The 15,794-nt window shown below is 62.7% G+C and carries 12 protein-coding genes; 4 read left to right on the top strand and 8 right to left on the bottom strand.

Features of this window, described 5'->3' with window-relative positions:
- Positions 1 to 181: 181 nt before the first annotated feature.
- The 6 genes from ACYVL5_RS16710 to ACYVL5_RS16735 all read right to left on the bottom strand — a co-directional run bounded on the left by ACYVL5_RS16710 (position 182) and on the right by ACYVL5_RS16735 (position 8,208).
- Positions 182 to 319 carry a hypothetical protein gene (locus tag ACYVL5_RS16710; RefSeq protein ID WP_460596712.1) on the bottom strand — a complete coding sequence of 46 codons (138 nt, stop codon included), beginning with the start codon at positions 317 to 319 and terminating at the stop codon, positions 182 to 184.
- Between the two features lie 191 nt (positions 320 to 510).
- Positions 511 to 1,941: a serine hydrolase domain-containing protein gene (locus ACYVL5_RS16715; protein ID WP_460596713.1), complete on the bottom strand. Its 1,431-nt coding sequence runs from the start codon at positions 1,939 to 1,941 to the stop codon at positions 511 to 513.
- Positions 1,942 to 2,767: 826 nt separating this feature from the next.
- Complete coding sequence (locus ACYVL5_RS16720) at positions 2,768 to 3,607, bottom strand: cytochrome C (protein ID WP_460596714.1); 840 nt, start codon at positions 3,605 to 3,607, stop codon at positions 2,768 to 2,770.
- Positions 3,608 to 3,859: 252 nt separating this feature from the next.
- The gene (locus tag ACYVL5_RS16725) at positions 3,860 to 4,759 is read right to left on the bottom strand and encodes a cation diffusion facilitator family transporter (protein ID WP_460596715.1); all 900 of its coding nucleotides are present in this window, start codon (positions 4,757 to 4,759) and stop codon (positions 3,860 to 3,862) included.
- Positions 4,759 to 6,474, bottom strand: coding sequence for a single-stranded-DNA-specific exonuclease RecJ (recJ, locus tag ACYVL5_RS16730; protein WP_460596716.1), 1,716 nt, complete (start codon positions 6,472 to 6,474; stop codon positions 4,759 to 4,761). Before recJ ends, ACYVL5_RS16725 begins: the two co-directional genes overlap by 1 nt.
- A 192-nt stretch (positions 6,475 to 6,666) precedes the next feature.
- The gene (locus tag ACYVL5_RS16735) at positions 6,667 to 8,208 is read right to left on the bottom strand and encodes a cytochrome B6 (protein ID WP_460596717.1); all 1,542 of its coding nucleotides are present in this window, start codon (positions 8,206 to 8,208) and stop codon (positions 6,667 to 6,669) included.
- A gap of 452 nt (positions 8,209 to 8,660) precedes the next feature.
- On the opposite strand from ACYVL5_RS16735, the gene ACYVL5_RS16740 reads away from it, so the two are divergent.
- From ACYVL5_RS16740 to ACYVL5_RS16755, 4 genes are all read left to right on the top strand, one after another.
- Positions 8,661 to 8,966 (top strand): hypothetical protein, encoded by a 306-nt coding sequence (locus tag ACYVL5_RS16740; protein WP_460596718.1) that lies wholly within the window; start codon positions 8,661 to 8,663, stop codon positions 8,964 to 8,966.
- A 270-nt stretch (positions 8,967 to 9,236) separates the two neighbouring features.
- A complete protein-coding gene (locus ACYVL5_RS16745; protein WP_460596719.1) occupies positions 9,237 to 10,058 on the top strand; it encodes an IclR family transcriptional regulator in 822 nt (273 codons plus the stop codon).
- A gap of 94 nt (positions 10,059 to 10,152) precedes the next feature.
- On the top strand, positions 10,153 to 10,464 hold the full coding sequence (locus ACYVL5_RS16750) for a DUF485 domain-containing protein (RefSeq protein ID WP_250678188.1): 312 nt from the start codon (positions 10,153 to 10,155) through the stop codon (positions 10,462 to 10,464).
- Between the two features lie 14 nt (positions 10,465 to 10,478).
- Positions 10,479 to 12,473 carry a solute symporter family protein gene (locus ACYVL5_RS16755; RefSeq protein WP_460596720.1) on the top strand — a complete coding sequence of 665 codons (1,995 nt, stop codon included), beginning with the start codon at positions 10,479 to 10,481 and terminating at the stop codon, positions 12,471 to 12,473.
- A gap of 159 nt (positions 12,474 to 12,632) precedes the next feature.
- Here the strand turns inward: ACYVL5_RS16755 and ACYVL5_RS16760 are convergent, their stop codons facing one another.
- Together ACYVL5_RS16760 and ACYVL5_RS16765 are read right to left on the bottom strand one after the other, a co-directional pair.
- Positions 12,633 to 13,667 (bottom strand): AI-2E family transporter, encoded by a 1,035-nt coding sequence (locus ACYVL5_RS16760; RefSeq protein WP_460596721.1) that lies wholly within the window; start codon positions 13,665 to 13,667, stop codon positions 12,633 to 12,635.
- 151 nt (positions 13,668 to 13,818) lie between these two features.
- Positions 13,819 to 15,735 (bottom strand): MASE3 domain-containing protein, encoded by a 1,917-nt coding sequence (locus tag ACYVL5_RS16765; RefSeq protein ID WP_460596722.1) that lies wholly within the window; start codon positions 15,733 to 15,735, stop codon positions 13,819 to 13,821.
- Positions 15,736 to 15,794 lie beyond the last annotated feature (59 nt).

Raw genomic sequence — 15,794 nt, forward strand, 5'->3', positions numbered from 1 at the left:
ACTATCAAGCCAACTTTACCACACGGCCGGCGAGTATCGGGAGCGGCAGGAGAAAGACAGGTAAAGTGTCCGGGAGGAAAGGTTTAAAGTGCGGGAAGGGTGAAAAAACAAGGAAGGTCCCGGTCGATGTGACCCGGGACCTTCCGGTGGAGGGTGAGTTCGGCGACATTCAGTGCGAGTGTCAGCCGTTCACGGCACAGCGCTTGAAGTTGTCAATGCAGAGCTTGCATAACTCCTCGATGTCCCTGCGCTGTTCAGGGGTAAGCCCATCCACCTCCGGGAGATGGAAGGTCAGGTTGTCGCAAAAGCGACACAGCATACCAAGATCCAAAGTCGAACTCTGGCTCGCCATGGCTTTGCTCCCTTCATAGCACTACATAAGTAAAAGCTAATGCCGGAACTTACCACAGCACTGAAAGAGAATCAATAGAATATTTTAAACTTAATAGAGCTGAGGAGGGAATTTTTGCCAGTGGGGAGAAAAGCTGAGAAAGCGACGCACCGTGGAAATCAGCCCCTGATCAGGCGATGTTTCCTGGAGCGCGCCCTGCTTCTGTCAGCCTTGGCGACTCTGGAGACCCGCCCCTTGCGCACGCTGCATTTCTTGGCCGACGACTTGACGACCTTGGCGAAATGGTGCTGGACGATTTCCCGCCGGGCCTTTACGTGTTCGGGAGCGGTATGGATGTTGGTGGCGACCAGGATGCCGTCCTTCTCGTAGACCTCGATGCGCCCCGGGGTGGGAGCCGGCTCGGAGTCGGACGCGGCGGCTTCGGCGAGGAGGGCGTCGTCGTTGATCGGGAACGGCATGCTGCCGCCGTTGTAGGTGGCGGAGGCGACGGTGGAGACCTCGCGGCGGAGCTGGTTGAAGCTGTGGGTGTCGCGGTAGTTGACCCGCCGGGTCAGCAGGATGACGAAGAGATCCTGCTTGGGATCGATCCAGATCGAGGAGCCGCTGTAGCCGGTATGGCCGAAGGATGCATCCGAAAAGAGGTTCCCCTTGGGGGCCGCGAAGGGAGAGTTCATGTCCCAGCCAAGCCCGCGCCACACCTGTCCGTTGCTGCAGGAGTGGGGCGAGGTCATCTCGGCGACCACCTGCTCGGAGAGTACCCGCTGGTTGTCGAGCATTCCCATTCCCAGCATGAGCCTCGCATAGCGGGAAAGGTCGTAGGCGGAGGTGAAGAGCCCGGCATGGCCGGCGACGCCACCCAGCCGGCGGGCGTTGGGATCCTGCACCACGCCGGGGGAATACCCGGAGGTGGGAGCTATGGAAGCCTCCATGGCGCGGGAGGGAAGGAACATGGTCTCGCGGTCGCCGAGCGGGCCGAAGATCTCGTTCTGGCAGAAGACGTCCAGGGAGCTCCCGGAAACGCGGCGGACCAGCTCGCCGAGCAGGATGAAGTTGATGTCCGCATAATGGAAGCGGCCGGTGGGCGAGCGCCTCTCGGCGGCGGCCTTGCGGATGGCCGACTGCATCGGCTGATCCGAGGAAACCGAGATGTCGTCCAGCCCCGAGGTGTGGGTCAGCAGATGCTGGACGGTGATCTCGCTACGGCTGGGCTGGGCGAATTCGGGGAACCAGCGGGAGATCGGATCGGTGAGGGCTATCTTCCCCTCGTCGAGGAGCTTCATGACGGCGGGAGCGGTGGCCACCACCTTGGTCAGGGAGGCGATATCGAAGACGGTATGTTCGTCCAGCAGAGGCGAGGCCGGAGAGGGGGTGAGGTGTCCGCGCGCCGAGGTGGCGATGATGCCCTGGCGGTTGCCGATGACGACCACGCCGCCGGCGATCAGGTTCTGGGCCATGGCGCGGTCGAGCAGCGCCTCCATGGTGGAAATGCGTTGCGAGGTCGACTCGAGGGGGACGGGGGTGACGGTGGCACGGGAAAGCGAGGGGACCAGCAGGCTGCCGACTATTGCGAGGGTAAAGATATAGCGCACGTAACACCTACTTGATTAAGGGAACAGGGGATGGCTCGCGATCAACCCGATCGGGGGAAGTAGGTGCCGGGCTTTCCATACGATACGCGAGCTATCACGGTTTCCATGTGACACAGGTCACACAATCAATCATTGGAGCGGCAGCACCCGCTCCGTGAAATGCATCTCATAATCGGGCCGGGATCTCTGACAGGAAGGGAAGATCTCCGCGATTAGACGACAATGACGCCGCTGGCCAAGTCAGCAGACCTTTTCAATGGCACAGCGAATCGTGGGCCATTATATCCACTTGGAGATAATAAGAACAGCGTTTTTTTCAGTAGATACAGGAAAGCTAAAACCAGTGTCGAAACCCTATCGAAAGGTTGGGCCCTCTGAACTCGGCTGAGACAGAGGGGAGGTGGATACGCGGAATAGCGTAATGATGGTAGGAGAAGTCAAGACAGGTTGCCTCGGTGACAGTCAGGGAGAAGCCGCCGACCCATTGATAGGCGACGTTGGTGTCGTCGCCGGCCGGCCAGAGGAGGGTACTGCCCGTGGTTGCCCGGGCAAAGTGAGTGGAGGCGAATCCTACCCCACCACCGGCAAAAGGAGTGACGGGAGTGGTATTGAGAAAGTCATAGTAGAGCATGGTGATAACGGCGAGGGAGGAGAGCTCCCCGCGGACCTGTTGAACGCCTCCCCCCGCGTAGAGCCGGTAAGACAGCGCAGCTCCTGCCCCAGCGTCCCCTCCCCTTCAAGGGGAGGGACAGGGTGAGGATGGGGGGGAAAAAAAGCCCCGGAGTTTCCTCCGGGGCTTAGGTACAGCAAGGTTACGACCGGCTTACTACTTCATGCTCGGCAGGTCGTGGACGTCGAGGTGGCAGCCGAGGCATTTCGGGAACTTCTGGAGGATGCCGGCCGGGTGCGGCTGCTTGTGGCACTCGGTGCACTGCGGGATGTAGCCGTGCTTGTCGTGGTGGCACTGGGCGCAGTTCACGTTCTTGTGACGGGCCTTGGTGTGCGTCCACTTGCCGTAGATGACCTTGTGGCAGGAACCGCAGGTGGCAGCCGGCTCGTTGGAGTGGTAGGTGACCTTCTTCGGCTTGTGGACGGAGTGGCATCTGGTGCAGGAGTCGAAGGTCTGACCTTCGTAGTGCGACTTATGGCACTTGGCGCAGGAAGGCTTGAAGCCGTGGGAGGTATGGCAACGCTCGCAGCCTAGCAGGGAGTGCTTGCTCGGGAAGGCGACGAGGTCGGCCTTCGGACCCGGGTGGCAGGTGGCGCAGGAGCTGGTCAGGCGCGGGGTCATGGCGACTTTGCGCGGCGCGTGCGGATTGGCGTGGCAGGAGGAGCAGTCTTTGTTAGCCGGGCCGTGAATGTCGATGTGGCACTGCGAGCACTTCGGCATGATCTCCGCGTAGTTGGCCTTGTTCGGGTTGTAGGCGTGGATCACCTTGTGGCACTGCTGGCAGTCGAAGCGGTGCTTGCCACCGTTCTCCTTGAGCGAACCGAACTGACCGGTGTGGCACTGGGCGCACTGATTCGGGGTCAGCGGAGCCGGGGTCGCGGCGTACATCTGAGCATCCACCGGGATATCCACGGTAGCGAGCTTGGCAGCGAACGCACTGGAAGCCACCAGCAGCATCGCCACCAGCAGCAGAGTAAGGCGATTAATCTTCTTCATCTCTCCTCCCAATAACATTTTTTCTTAAAAACACGATTGACGTTAATACTACCTTCGCAAATGGTCTGTCAAGAGAGATATGTATACTGTATGCGGATTTTCCGGCCGATGCGGCAATGAATTCTGTAGCTTTTGGCAAGGCGCACATGGAGGGGAGGAAGCGGGCTGTGTCGTGATCGTGACAGCCTTTTACTTAAAGAAAATAAGACCAAAACGGTCCGATAGGAAAAGTGTGGTTTCTGGTGAGTGGGGCTACAACCTGATGAGGTCCTCGTGAGGAACGTCGGAGGGGTTTATGTGAATCATGACATCGCCCACGTTGGGGAAGGTCTCGAAGATGAGCCGCTTCACCTCGGTGGCGATTTCGTGCGAGCGTTTCACGGTCATCTCCGGGTCCATGTCGAGTTTCAGGTCGACGATGACGAACTGACCGGAGTGGCGCGCCCTGATCTCGTGGACACCGTCGACGCCGGCCACGGTGCGGGCGATGTCGGCGATGGCGGTCACCATCGCCTGCTCGGGAAGCCCGTCCATGAGCTCGTGGGCCGAGGTGCGGAAGGTGTCATAGCCGATCTTGAAGATGACGAACGAGGTGAGCCCGGCGGCGATGGGGTCCATCGCCTTCACCCCCAGGTAGGCACCGCCGACCCCGATCAAGGTGGCGATGGAGGTGATGGCATCCTTGCGATGGTCCTTGGCGATGGCGAGCAGTGCCGGGCTTTTGAGCTGGTCTCCCACCCGCACCGAGTACCGGTAGAGCGCTTCCTTGACCACGATGGTGACCGCCGCGGCCAGGACCGCGATGAGGGCCGGGGTGGCGTACTCGTTTTCCACCACGGTGGTGACGGCGGAATAGAGGATCCAGGCGCCGGTGACCCCGATGACCAGCGAGACCATGATGGCGGAGAGACTTTCGACCTTGCCGTGGCCGTAGGGATGGTCGGCGTCGAAAGGCTTTCTCCCCACCTTGAGGGCGAAGAAGGTCAGGGTGATGGCGACGAAATCGCAGGCGCTCTCGATCCCGTCGGCGAAGACCGCTTCGGAACGGCCGTAATGACCGGCGGCGAGCTTCATTCCCATCAGGAGGAAGTTGATCCAGAATCCGACCCGCATGACCCGGTCGGCCTTGTTGAACCGCTCCCCCCTCAGCACTAGCTCTCCTCCGGACGCAGATCCTTTACCGTCAGTTGCAGCGAGCGCCTGCCGTTCCATTCGTTGAATCCGGCGGTGAAGACCAGGTCGATGCGCTCCCCGATCCCAGGCTCCTTCTCGGCCAGGCCGAAGCCGATGGCGTCGAAGCTTTTCCCCTGGCTGGTGACTCGCAGCTTGAGATGCCCCCCCTTCAGCACGCGGGCCTCGCGCACCTCGGCCCCCTTGAGCAGGAAGGAGGGCTCGGGATTCCCCATCCCGAACGGTTTCATCCGGTCGAGCTCGGCGGGAAGCCCCTCGTCCACCTGGGCGGGGGAGAGCTCGGCATCGTAGGGGAGGACCGGGACCAGAGCCTCGGCATCGAGGGCACCCGCGGCCGCCTCGTCGAAGCTCAGGGCGAAACGCTCCAGCTCGGCCTCGGCGATGGAGACGCCGGCCGCGTGGCTGTGCCCTCCGTACTTGAGGAGATGGTCCGCGCAGCTGCGGATGGCGTCCAAGAGGTGGAAGCTCGGGATGCTGCGGCCCGAGCCCCTCCCGGTGCCGTCCTCCAGGGCGAAGAGGATCACCGGGCGGTGGAAGAGCTCGGCGATGCGGGAGGCCACGATCCCCACCACCCCGGGGTGCCAGAGCCTGGAGCCGAGCACGATGCTCTTTCTCCCCCGGCAGGCCCCGTCCTTCAGCATGGCCCGCGCCTCTTCCAGGGTCGCCCGCTCGATCGCCTGCCGCTCGGCGTTGCTGTCGTCGAGCTGGGTGGCGATGGCCTTGGCCTTCACCGGATCGGTAGTGAGCAGGAGCTCCAGGCCGACCGCGGCGTCCTCCAGACGCCCGGCCGCGTTGATGCGGGGCGCGAGCCGGAAGCCGACCGCGCCGCACCCCACCTCCCCCACCACGCCGGAGACCTCCTTGAGCGCACGCACCCCTACCCGGTTCCCCTGGCTAAGCTGCTTCAGGCCATAGCTCACCAGGGCGCGGTTGATCCCCAGCAGGGGGACCACGTCCGCCACCGTCCCGAGGGCGACCAGGTCGAGGTATTCGCGGATATCGGGTTCCTTCCCCTTGATGAGCCCCTTTTCCCTCAGCCGCGACCTGAGCGCGATGACGAGGTGGAAGGCGACCCCCACCCCGGCCAGCGACTTGAAGGGGTACCGGCAGCCGGGCTGCAGCGGGTTGATCACGGCAAAGGCGGCGGGAAGGGATTCCCCGGGCGAGTGGTGGTCGGTGATGATGAGATCGATCCCCCTCTCGCGGCAAAGGACGGCCTCCGCATGGGAGGTGATGCCGCAGTCGACCGTGATGAGGACGCTCGCCCTCCCCTCTTCCGCGGCCAGTACCCCCTGCGAGGAAAGGCCGTACCCTTCGGTCAACCGCTTGGGAATGTAGGAAAAGGCGTCGATCCCCACCTCGCGGAAGAAACCGATCAAAAGCGCCACCGAGGTGACGCCGTCCACGTCGTAGTCCCCGTGCACGCAGACCCGGTCGCCACGGGTAAGGGCGAGCGCGAGTCTCTCCACCGCGGTCTCCATCCCCGCGAGCGACATCGGATCGTGAAGGGTTGAGAGGGTGGGATTCAGATAGGCGCGGGCGGCGTCGGGATCGGCAATGCCGCGGTTGGCGAGGAGCCTGGCCAGGAGCAGGGAGACCCCGGAGGCGGCAACCCGCTCCGAAGCCCCCGGTTCCGCCTGCCTCGACCGCCAGATTCTGTGAGTGACGGGCTGCATTCAATCTCCGGAAAGGTTCAAGACACTAGCAATTTTACCACTCTCTCTGGGATTTGATTAACAATGTCAGAGAGAAAAGACAGCTGGCACTATAGCATGAATGAAACGATGGGGACAGACACAAACCGGCCGCCAGTGACCGTGGCCCGTCATTGACAGAATCACGGCAAGCTGGCGGCCGGTCGAGCCTGCCTAGAGAACTCTCAGGAAGGCAACCAGGTCGTATTTTTCCTGGGGATTGAGCCTTAAGAACAGCACCAGGTTGAAGAACTCGACGGTGTCCTCCAGCGTGAAGCAGCGGCCGTCGTGCAGGTACGGCGGGCTCTCCTTGATGCCCCGCAGGGTGAAGGTCTTGATCGGCCCGTCGCCCGGCTCGCGGGTGAAGCGCTCAAGCTCCAGGTCGTGCATCTGCTGGTCCATGTAGAAAGGCGGCTGATGGCAGCCGGAGCATCTCCCTTTGCCGAAGAAGATCTGCTGCCCCGATACCTCCGCCCGGGTCGCCTTGCCGGGGATCAGGTAGCCGGAGGCATCGAGCTTGGGCGCCGGCGGGACATCGAGCATGTTCTGCATCTGCGCCATGTGGGAGACCTGCACCCGGCTCAGGATGTTCATCCCCTTCTTGGCGGCGTGAATCTCGTCCCCGTTGAAGTAGGCGCTCCGCTGCTCGAATTCGGTGAAATCCTCGATGGAACGGAGGCTTCGCTTGGAGGAGTGGATCTGCTGGTTGAAGACCCCCCTGAGGCTCACGGTGTCGAGCCTGAAGCGCCGCTCCTGGGGACGGATGTCCGGGCTTAGGTGGAACTGGCCGGTGGTGTGCCCGTTCACGTGGCAGTCGAAGCAGGCCACGCCGAGGCTCGCCTGGGCCGATTTGCGGTCGTCGGTCGGGTTGAACTCCTCCTGGGGGAAGGGAGTGAGGAGCATCCTGAGGCCGTCGAGCTGGACCGGGGTGAGGAGGTCCTTGAACAGCCGGTAGTAGTTGTTGATGGAGACCACCTCGCCGCGGGAGACGTCACCCAGCTCGGGGCGATTCTGGAGGAAGATGGCCGGCGGGAATTCCGGGAGGAAGGCGTCGGGAAGGTCGAAATCGACGTCGAAGCGCTGCAGGCGGGGGAACATGTCGATCTGCATCTTCGGGAAGACCTGCCCGCCGGTCGCCTGCTTGGGATGGGGCAGCGGAGGATAGGGGAACATCCCCTCCCGCCTGATGTCCTCGGGAGAAAGGCCGGCCAGCTTGTCCCAGCCCATGCCGCGGGCCAGGCGGGCGGTGGGGCCGACGGCGATCGGTTTGCCGCGGGTCATCCGGACGTCGGGGGAGAGATGCGGAGTGAGATCGTACCGGGTCTCAAGCAGCCGCCTCTGGGCATCGTTCACCTTGTGGCGTTCGGAAACGTCCTTGCGGTAGACCTCCTCGAAGGTGGTCATCGGCTTGTCGGTGTTGAGCGGGTCGCGGTAGAAGTCGAAGCCGGAGTTCTTCCCCTCCTTGGGCTGGTGAGTGAACGCCGTGGAGTCGGGCTCGGCATTGGCCGCCTTGAAGATGTCGGAGAGGTCGTGCGGGCTCTTTCGCTGCTCCGGACGGGTGACCGGTACCTCGCGCGGAGTCAGCGCCTCCATGACGGCGTCCGGCGGCATCTGCTGAGTGTGCGGTGTCTTAAGCTCGGACCATCCTCGAGATGCAGCCAAGGCCACGACGGCGAAGGCGACCACGGCAACTGCTTTTCCTGACGGTTTAGGCATCATTGCACGCTCCTTTTATTGGTATTTTCTAATTTAAACTGAAGTGTGCCATCTGGGGGGGCTAAGTCAAGAAAAGCGGCAGCCGCCGAGGATCTCCGCCGGCACCTCATCTTCAGCGCCACCAGGCAGGTTGCCGCGATCGGGGCCGCCCATGCCCTGCGCCCAGTACGTCCCCCATCAGGCCATCCGCCGGCAGGCGAGCGTGCAGGGTGAGGATAATTGCGTTTTGCCAACACCCCGAAGCCCCCCGTCTCCCTCGTCCAAAAGCGGGGCACACCCCCCCGCTCCTACCCATCCACACACACGCCGTTTAAATGTTTTTCGACCATTTTTCCATGTATTACAGCGGGGTTAACGCAGGACCAAAAAAGTTGTTGCATTTTTTTGAGATGTCGTTATATTTTCTATCACGAATTCAATTCGAATTTGCAGCAAATGAAAAGGCCTCGAACGTGAGAAAACTTTTCCTCACAACTACCATATGCCTGCTGGCAAGCCTCCTCATCACCCTCGGGATGAGGAACCCGGCCCTTGAGCACAACAGGGGACCGAAACAGCGGCCGCGCGCGGTTGTCGAAACCAGCGTGAAGGTAGCGGATGCCAAGGCCTTCGACTGCCAGGCCTTTGCGGAGCTCCCGCCGCCCCCGGTAGTCTCGTTGGCCGCCCCCCCGACCTATGACCATCCCGAGACCGTCGTCACCACCCTCCACTCCGTCCAGCTCACCGCTACACGCCACTCTCGAGCACCACCAGCCTAACCTCACCCCGCGTCACCCTTCTCCATTGCAGTCGTGTACCGCCTGACCCTATCTGGGGCCCCGCTGTCCGTCTCCCGGTGATCGATTCACCGCGGGCCGCGACCTCCGGCGTCGCTCCCGGGCTTCGCTCCGTGCCTTGAGGGGTCTGGTCGTACCAGTTTCATCAGTCGCGTAAACGGGAAAGGACACCCACGTCCCCGTGGCACTACGTGTACCGCGTCCCCCCACGCCCGCCATCAGCCGGCTCCGGGGCGCCCGCTCGAGGTCTATATGCGAGACAAGGAATGCACCTACACGGTGTTGAACGTCAAAAAAGCGCTGGAAGTGCTGGAAAAGCTTGCGGAAAGCAGGGAGCAGCTCTCCCTGGACACCCTGGCGAAGGGTATCGGTTTCAGCCGCAACAAGACCTACCGCCTCTTGGCCACCCTCAACGAAAAGGGGCTCGTGGAACGCGACAGCGTGACCGGCGAGTACGGACTGGGAGCCAGAACCATCACCCTCGGCCACAAGCTCATCGAAAGCGAGAACCTGACCAAACATACCAAGAAGATGCTGGCCGAGCCCGCCGACGGATCGAGCCTCGTCACCTACGCCCACCCCATCATGGAGGACCTCGCGCGAAAGCATGACGAGGCGGTCTACATGACGGTCATCAAGGATAACGAGGTGCTCTTCCTGAACATGGTGGATTGCTGCCAGCCGATCAAGGCGTACCCGCTGACCGGAAGGAAATTTCCCTTTTTCACCAACGCGGCCGGGAAGGTCCTCAAGGCGGTCGATTCCTGGGACCTCCTGGAGCGGATCTGCCGGCGGGACGACGGGCTGGTCAAGGAGCCGGACCTGGAGCGTCTCGCGAGCGAGCTGCAGCAGATCCGCGCCACCGGGGTGGCCGTGGACCACGGCGGGCTCGGGGACGGCATCATCAGCGTCGCGGTTGCGGTTCGCGATTATGCCGGCAAGGTGGTGGGCGCCATAACCATGCTCGGCCCCTCCTTCCGGATGCTGGCCGACCGGATCGAGAACGAGATCATCCCATCCCTTCAGGAGGGGGCGGGGCTCATTTCCGCGCGATTCGGCTACCTCCCGGCCTGAGGAGTGCGAGACGCCAAGGACACCATCACATCTCGCCGAGCGAGACTTCCCTTCAACCCAAGCTGGGCAACCGATTTCAAACGGAGGTACGACCATGGCAGAAAAAAAGTATGACTGGTCAGCAATCGCCAGGAACCCGAAGTTCGTAGAACTTCACCACAAGAAGTCCGCTTTCCTCTTCGGCTGGTGGATCTTCAGCTGCGTCTACTACTTCCTGCTCCCCCTGGGCGCCGCCTACACCCCCGGCATCTTCAAGATCAAGCTCATCGGGCCCATCAACTTCGGCTACATCTTCGCCCTCTCCCAGTTCTTCGTCTCGTGGGGGATCGCCCTGTACTACTCCCATGTCGCCAACAAGGACTTCGACCGCCTGACCAAAGAACTCATCGACGAACTGCACATCTAAGAGAGGAGAACACCATGACCTTCAAAAAGATCTTCATCGCCGCCTCGCTGGCCCTCTCGCTGGCCGGTGCCGCCTTCGCCGATGAGCCCGCCAAGGCTCCCGCGGCCGCCGCTCCCGCCGTGAGCGCCCCCGCCGCCCAGGGCGCCGCCCCGGCCGCCACCGCAACCGCCCCCGCCGCCGAGAAATCCGCGGTAGCGGCACCCGCTCCGGCCGCACCGGCCAAAAAGGAGCTCAAGGCCAACCGCACCATCACCATCGGCATGTTCGTCCTCATCATCGGCATCACCATGGGGATCGTGGTGTGGGCCGCCAAGAAGACCAAGACCGCTTCCGACTTCTACGCCGCGGGGGGCGGAATCACCGGGGCCCAGAACGGGTGGGCGATCGCCGGCGACTACATGTCGGCAGCCTCCTTCTTAGGTATCTCCGGCCTCATCTCGCTTTACGGCTATGACGGGTTCATGTACTCGGTCGGCTGGCTGGTCGCCTACATCACCGTGCTCCTGATCGTGGCCGAGCCCTGCCGTAACGCCGGCAAGTACACCCTGGGCGACATCCTCTCCTTCCGCACCTCGCCCAAGCCGGTCCGCGCCATCGCCGCCATCTCCACCGTTTCGGTGGCCACCTTCTATCTCACCGCCCAGATGGTCGGCGCCGGCAAGCTGATGGCGCTTTTGGTCGGCATCCCCTACAAGGCCTCCATCATCGGCGTCGGCATCCTCATGGTCGGTTACGTCGTCTTCGGCGGCATGGTCGCCACCACCTGGGTCCAGATCATCAAGGCAGGCCTGCTGATGGCGGGCGCCTTCCTCCTCTCCGTGCTGGTCATGGCCAAGGCCGGTTTCAACCCGATCGGCTTCTTCAGCTCCATCGTCACCAACCCCGACATCCAGGAGCACGTCTCCAAGATGGTGCTTAAAGACGGCGTCATCCTCAACGGCGTGGACGCCGGCCAGCGCTTCCTGGAGCCCGGCCTGTTCCTGAAGAACCCGCTTGACCAGATCTCGCTCGGCATGGCCCTCGTGCTCGGCACCGCCGGGATGCCGCACATCCTCATGCGTTTCTTCACCGTCCCGACCGCCCAGGCCGCCCGCAAGTCGGTCATCATCGCCATGTTCCTGATCGGCGGCTTCTACATCCTGACCACCCTCCTGGGCTTCGGCGCCGCCATCAACCTCACCCCGCAGGGGATAAAGAGCATCGACGCCGGCGGCAACATGGCCACCCTGATGCTGGCCGAGAAACTGGGTGCCGACATCGCGCCGATCATCGGTGACCTCTTCCTGGCCTTCCTCTGCGCCGTCGCCTTCGCCACCATCCTCGCCGTGGTCTCCGGCCTGGTGCTCGCCGCCTCCGCCGCCATCGCCCACGACATCTACGTGAACGTGATCAAGGACGGCCACGCCGACCAGAACGAGCAGATGTTCGCCGCCCGTGTCACCTCCGTGGTGGTCGGCACCTGCGGCATCGTGATCGGCATCATGGCCGAGAACCAGAACGTCGCCCACCTGGTGGCACTGGCCTTCGCGGTCGCCGCCTCCGGCAACCTCCCGGTCGTCGTCCTCTCGCTGTTCTGGAGGAAGTTCAACACCGCCGGGGTCATCTCCGGCCTGGTGGTCGGCACCATCGTCTCCGTCGTGCTGGTGATGGTATCCCCCAACATGACCTATCCCAAGGCAGTCGCCGCCGGCGCCAAGAAGGTGGTCGCCGCCATGGAGAAGAAGCAGGCCGCCCTCCCGGCCGGTGCCACCCTCGACGAGAAGGACCTGAAGGCGCTGACCAAAGCCAGGAAGGATTACGAGACCAACAAGGACGGCACCTCCATCATGGGGCTCGACAAACCGATCTTCACCCTGAAGAACCCGGGCATCATCTCCATCCCGCTGGGCTTCCTGGCCGCCATCATCGGCGCCCTCGCCTTCCCGAGCCGCCGCTCCGAAGAGATGTTCGACGAAGTCTATGTCCGCCAGAACACCGGCATCGGCATGGCCAAGGCCATCGACCACTAGTCCCGGCTCCGTCCCGGACGAAAAAAAGGCTGGTGACTCCAGGGTCACCAGCCTTTTTCTTTTCTTCCCTCCCCTCCCCCTCCAGGCGGGGCCAGGGTCACTACGAGAATCACCTCCGCCCCCTTTGGACAGGGGAGATTTGATTCCGGGAGCCTGCGGTCAGCCATTCGCCTCCGGGGCGGCAGGCCGCGGGGCCTGCAGTTCGCCGACCGTCGGCGCCCTGAGCACCTCCGCCTTCAGCCAGGCATAGAGAATGGGAGCGGCGATGACCCCGTGCAGCCCGAAGACCGCCTCGAGGGTCACCATGGCGCAGAGGAGCTCCCACGCCTTCGCATTGACCTCGTGGCCGATGATCCTCGCGTTGAGGAAGTACTCGAGCTTGTGCACGACCACCAGAAACAGCAGCGAGCCGATGCCGACCAGCAGCGAGGTCCCCAGACTCAGGATCACGATGACGCTGTTGGAGATGAGATTCCCGATGACCGGGATGAGCCCGGCCACGAAGGTGAGGAGTACCAATAGCGACACCATCGGCAGGTGCACGTTGCAAAGAGGGAGGATCAGCCAGAGATAGATCGCGGTCAGCGCCGTGTTGACGGCGGAGATCTTCAGCTGGGCGAAGACGACCTTTTCAAAGGAAAGGGTGAGCATCTTGGCCCTGTCGTACAGCTTGGACAGGAACGGATGGTCGTTGTCGGCGATCCTGACCCGGGCGATGGAAGTCATGCCGCCGATCACCATGCCGATCAGGATGTGCGCGAAGGTGATGAGCCCTTCCGCTCCGGCGGAGGAAAGCTCCTTCCCGTTCTCCCTCAGAAAGGAAACCACGCTTTCCTGGAGCTCGTTGGCCGACCCGGGCAGCGAGCTTGCCATGTCGAGGGGAAGCGACCGCTTGACCTTTTCCAGGGTCTCGGCCGACGCCATCATCAGGGCGCTGAATCCCTGGAACCCCTTCATCATCGAGTAGAGGGCGAAGCCGCCGGCCACGAAGGCACCCACTACCCCGACCGCCAGGCCGATGGCGGCCGCCTCGCGGGCGAGGCCATTCTCCTTGATCGGCAGCCGTCCCGCCAGCTTGCAGGTCACCACGTGCACCGCGAGCCCGGCCAGGACGGTAGGCAATAGATGGAACTTCAAGACCACCACCGTCCCCAAAACCGAAAGGACGTAGCTTGTCATCAAGCCGTTGAGCATTCGTCGACCTCCATGATGATTGCCGGCAGCGGGACTGAGCCGCCAGCCATGACATTGAATAGTGTAATGATCCCTGCAAGGTATCCGGGGATCACCGTCAAAAAGCGGGAGGTTTCTCTTTACCCATTATTGCCGGGGATGTCAACCCGGGTCAGGCGTCGTGCCCTTCCAGCTCACGGATCCGCTCCTTAAGTTCCACCATGCGCAGCTCCCGTCCCACGAAAAGCCTGTTGGCGTGTTCCAGTTCCTCGTTCTTCATCTCCAGCTCGGCGGTTCGCTCTTTGACCCGGAGCTCCAGCTCGGCGTTAAGGAATCTCAGCCCCTCCTCCGCGCTCTTTCTCTCGCTTATGTCGCGCGCCAGCGCCAGATTGAATTCGTGGCCATCGTACTCCAGGTAGTTGGCGCTGATCTCCACCGGGACAAGCCTTCCGCCCTTGGTCCGGTGACGCCCTTCGAAGGTGAGCGAACGGTGCTCCTTCAGTTCCGCCCAGTGCTCGGGCCAGCGGTCGCCCGGAAAATCGGGATCGACGTCGGCTACCCCCAGGGTCAAAAGTTCATCGCGCCGGTATCCCAGCGCCCGGCACGCCTCCTCGTTCACATAAAGAAAACGCGCCTGTTGGTCGATCAGGAAGGCCGCCTCCCGCACGTTGTCCAGGGCAAATTCGAGAAGCGTGCTGGTCCGCTCGGCCTCCTTGCGGGCGCGGCGGCTGCGCAGGCCCCGGATGCCGAAGGCGAGGTCCGCGGCCAGCTCCTCCAGGAGCCTGATCTCGTCCGGGGGGAACGCGTCGGGATGGGAGGCGTATATGGTAAGGGCCCCGAAGGTTGCCCCCTTTTCGTCCTTCAACGGCAGCGAGACGGTCGAGCGGTAGCCGCGTTGCAAGGCCCTCTCCCTCCAGGGGACAGCCAGGGGATCGGTGGCGAAATCCTGGAAACAGGCGCTGGTGCCGTTGCGGATGCAGGCTCCGGTGGCACCGCGCCCCAGGTCGGTATCGGCCCAGGTTATCCGCGCCTCTGCCAGGTAGCCGTCATCGAGTCCCCCCCTCGCCACCGGGGTGACACTCTTAGCCGGATCGTCCTGGGCGTATCCCACCCACGCCATCCGGTATCCCCCCTCCTCGCAGACTATGCGGCAGATTTCGTCCAGCAGCGTCTGCTCGTCCTCGGCCCGCACCAGCACCTCGTTACACCTGCTGATGGCCCGCAGTTCCCGGTTCAGGCGGGAAAGGGCCACCTCGGCCAGCCGGTGCTCTGCCACCTCCTCTTCCAAGGCAACGGTCCGCTCCCGTACCTGCTCCTCGAGGGTCTCCTGGTGATGGAGCAGGGCCAGTTCGGCCTGCTTCAGGTCACGGAAGATCACTTCGAACGGTTGCTGGACGCCGGTGACGATCAAGGCCCGGTAGGCCAGCGCGAAGGCGGCGAGCTTCAGGAAATGCCCGATCATGTTGGCAGAGCCGTACACACTGACGTACGAGGTGAAGGCGACCTCCGACCCGATGGTACAGACGATGCCGGCCACCAGAAGGCCAAAGACCTTCGCGTTGAACGCCGACCGCACCCTGACGAAGAGGATCAGGGCCCCAAAAAGGGTGGCGCTGATCAGGTATTCGGCGGCGATCTTGAACGGGGTCAGCCCCTTCCCCTCAATGAAGCAGTCGGGGAAATCCCCGGTGAAGACCAGCGTGGTGACGGTACCCGTGGCGACGAGGGCTATGGCGAGGAAAGCGTGCTCGTCGAGGTTGCGCCGGGCGTAAAGGGGAGCCACGCAGAGCAGCAGAGCCTGCAGTGAGCGCGCCGCGATCCAGAGTTGGGTGGGGAGGTTCGCACCATACGCGGGGAAGACCCCCATTCCCTTGTAGGTGAGGGTATGGATCAGGTCGATGATGGCAATGAGACCGTAGCCGATGCCGAGCACCTTGATACAGCCGGAGGTCAGAAACCGGCGGGAATTCCAGGTGAGGGTAACGAGGGAAAAGGCGATGGCAATGGTGGTGACTTCGATGAGGCTGTGGAACAGGAGATAACTGTGCAGGCTGCTGGCATAGAGGATGACGATTACGACGAAGATCACCCCCGCATGAACGACTTGGCCGGAGCGATCTCTCGTGAAGTCAACAAACCTACTACTTC

This window comes from Geomonas sp. Red276, from assembly GCF_054784495.1.